General features: G+C 68.8%; 3 protein-coding genes. All 3 read right to left on the reverse strand.

Annotated features, from left to right (window positions below; translation table 11 throughout):
- Positions 1-788 (reverse strand): histidine kinase dimerization/phospho-acceptor domain-containing protein (locus tag AC1D15_RS29935; protein WP_477828883.1); only part of this gene is annotated, 788 nt, incomplete at its 3' end.
- 28 nt (positions 789-816) lie between these two features.
- Positions 817-1524: a phosphate regulon transcriptional regulator PhoB gene (phoB, locus tag AC1D15_RS29940; protein WP_047511542.1), complete on the reverse strand. Its 708-nt coding sequence runs from the start codon at positions 1522-1524 to the stop codon at positions 817-819.
- A gap of 28 nt (positions 1525-1552) precedes the next feature.
- Positions 1553-1837 (reverse strand): PhoU domain-containing protein (locus AC1D15_RS29945; RefSeq protein WP_477828884.1); only part of this gene is annotated, 285 nt, incomplete at its 5' end.

The raw sequence follows: 1837 nt of genomic DNA on the forward strand, positions 1-1837 counted from the left end.
ACCAGCGTCTGCATGCGCTGCGTCTGCTGCCCCATCAGCGTCAGCACGCGGCGCCGCTCGACCTCGGTCAGCGGCAGGTTGCTCATCGTCTCGATGAAGCCCGACAGCACCGTCAGCGGCGTGCGGATCTCGTGCGAGACGTTGGCGACGAAATCGCGCCGCATGCCCTCGGAGCGCTCGCGCTCGGTGATGTCGAGCGACAGCACCAGCTTCAGGCCGTCGCCATACGGCCGGATGTAGACCGACAAGGTGCCGCGGTTGCGCAGGTCGGGCACCGTCACCGCCTGCTCGAAGGCGCCTGCCTGCAGGTAGCTGACGAAGACCGGTGCGCGCAGGAGGTTGGTGATGCGCTGGCGCTTGTCGCGAACCGGGTCGAGCCCGAAGTGGTCGGCCGCCACCGAATTGCACCATTCGATCTGGTCGTTCTCGTCGAGCAGCAGCACGCCGTTCGGCGAAGCCTCGATGGCCGACAGGAAATGCGCCAGGCGCCCCTGCTCGCGGCTCACCGTGCGGTCGCGCGCCACCACGGCGCGCTCGATGCGGTAGCCCATCTCGCCCCAGAAGCCGGTATCGCGCGGCGCCGAGCCCTCGAGCGAGCCGCTGAGCCAGCGCATCAGCCGGTAGCCGCGCACCGCGTCGATCAGCGCGACCGCGCTCGCCCCCAGCAGCGTGCCGAGCCACAGGCCCACGAGCGGCGCATGCGCCATCTCGCCCAGCACATGGCCGAGCCCGCCGCCGACCGCCATCGCGAGGACGCCGGCCAGGAAGCGCGGCAGCAGCCAGTTCATCGCATCGGGTCCGTGTCAGGCCGGAGGTTCACGCGGACAGCGACTGCGACTGCACCTGCTGCGTCAGCCGGTAGCCGGCACCGCGCACGGTCTCGATCATCTGCGAGCAGTTGACCGGGTTCAGTGCCTCGCGCAGGCGCTTGACGTGCACGTCGACCGTGCGCTCCTCGATGAAGACATGGTCGCCCCACACGCGGTCGAGCAGCTGCGAGCGGCTGTGCACGCGCTCCGGGTGCGTCATGAAGAAATGCAGCAGGCGGAACTCGGTCGGGCCGACGCGAACCTCCTGCCCTTCGCGCGACACGCGGCGCGTCGCCGGATCGAGCTTCAGCGGGCCGACCTCGACCGCCGCGTCGAGCGCCTCGGGTGCCTTGCGGCGCAGCACCGCGCGGATGCGCGCCATCAGCTCGTGCGTCGAGAACGGCTTGGTCAGGTAGTCGTCGGCACCGGCGTCCAGGCCGGAGATCTTGTCGGATTCGGCGGCGCGCGCGGTCAGCATGATGATCGGCAGCTCGCGGGTGCGCGGCTGCGAGCGCCAGCGCTTCGCGAGCGTGATGCCGGATTCGCCGGGCAGCATCCAGTCGAGCACCACCAGGTCGGGCAGCACGCGGTCGACCTGCACCAGCGCCTCGTCGGCCGTCGCCGCCACCACCACCTCGTAGCCCGCATGGCGCAGGTTGATGGACATCAGCTCGGCGATTGCCGATTCGTCTTCGACCACCAGCACCTGGCTCATCGTTGGATCCCCTTTGCAGCAGTTCGCGTCATCGCACCATCGACTCGACGTTCTCGAGCGAGTTGTGGCGCACGTCGGTGCCCATCACCACGTAGATGATGACCTCGGCGAGGTTCTTCGCATGGTCGCCCACGCGCTCGATCGCCTTGGCCACGAACACCAGGTCGATGCTCGACGAGATGGTGCGCGGGTCTTCCATCATGTAGGTGATCAGCTTGCGCATCAGGCCGTCGAATTCCTGGTCGATCTGGTCGTCCTGCTTCAGCACCTCGAGGGCCTTCGCGGTGTCGAGCCGCGCGAAGGCGTCGAGCGC

The organism is Rhizobacter sp. P2_H2 (assembly GCF_056403375.1).

Bases quoted from the DNA above. Each gene is read 5' to 3' on its own strand.
- phoB (WP_047511542.1), bottom strand. From the start codon at position 1,524: ATGAGCCAGGTGCTGGTGGTCGAAGACGAATCGGCAATCGCCGAGCTG.